This is a genomic window from Streptomyces sparsus (genome assembly GCF_054776295.1).
Window position 1 is genome coordinate 1 of sequence record NZ_BAAHCA010001366.1, and the last position, 944, is coordinate 944.

Here is a 944-nt window from a genome sequence, read left to right on the forward strand (position 1 = left end):
GCGACGGGAGTCAGCCGCAGGCGGGGCGTCCCAGTGCGAGGCGGGAGTCAGCCGCAGCAGCCGCCACCGCAGCAGCCCCCGCCCCCGCCACCTGCGGCGGGAGCCGGAGCGGACGGCGCGGATGCCCCGCCGCCGACCGCCACCGTGGACAGCAGCTTCACGGTGTCCCCGTGCCCCTGGGGGCAGTCCGCGGGCGCGCTCGACTCGGCCATCGGACGGCTGCGCTCGAAGGTCGTCCCGCACTCCCGGCAGCGATACTCGTATCTCGGCATGGGGGCAGGATAGCCCCAGGTCAGTGCCCCGAACCCAGAGACTGCCGGATATCGGAGACGACCTGCGCCACCGTCTCCCTGATGGCGTCCAGCTCGGTCAGGAACTGCCAGTAGTCCGGGTGCCGCCCACCGGTCTCCAGCTCCGCGAGCGCCCGATCCAGCCGGGCGACCGCGTCGTCCAGCGGGCGCGCGTGCCGGGGGTCGGGTGTGCTGCGCCCGGACATCGCCAGCCGCTGCGCGTCGCGCAACGCGAACCGGGCCCGTTCGGTCTCCTTCTCGTGGTTGAAGGACACCTCGTTCAACCGCTGTAGTCGGTCGCCGGCGGCGGCGACCGCGTCGTCAGCGGTGTTCAGCAGGGCCCGTACCGACGACAGCAGCGCCGTCGCGTCGGCCCACCGCTGGGCGTCCCTGGCCTGCTGGGCCTGACCGACCTTGGCCTCGGCCTGCTCCGCGGCCTGCCGGGCCTGCTCCGGCACCTGCTGGAGGTCCTGCCAGCAGGCCGCGCTGAACCGGCGGCGCAGCTCACTCAGCACCGGTTCGACCTTCTCGGCCCGGGTCGCCAGCGCCTGCGCCCTCGTCCGCAGCGAGGCCAGCCGGCGGTCCAGCTCGGCGGCCCGCTCCGGTAGCCGCCGCGCCTCCTCACCGATGGTCTCGGCCTGCCGCTGGACGTCC

Annotated in this window: 1 protein-coding gene and 1 pseudogene; both read right to left on the reverse strand. The window is 74.7% G+C overall.

The window, feature by feature from the left end:
• Positions 1-47 precede the first annotated feature (47 nt).
• Entirely contained in the window at positions 48-272 is a 225-nt protein-coding gene (locus ACYVE9_RS28460) for an FmdB family zinc ribbon protein (RefSeq protein WP_461030767.1), read from the reverse strand.
• Positions 273-292: 20 nt separating this feature from the next.
• Positions 293-944, reverse strand: a pseudogene (locus ACYVE9_RS28465) (hypothetical protein); the annotation flags it as partial.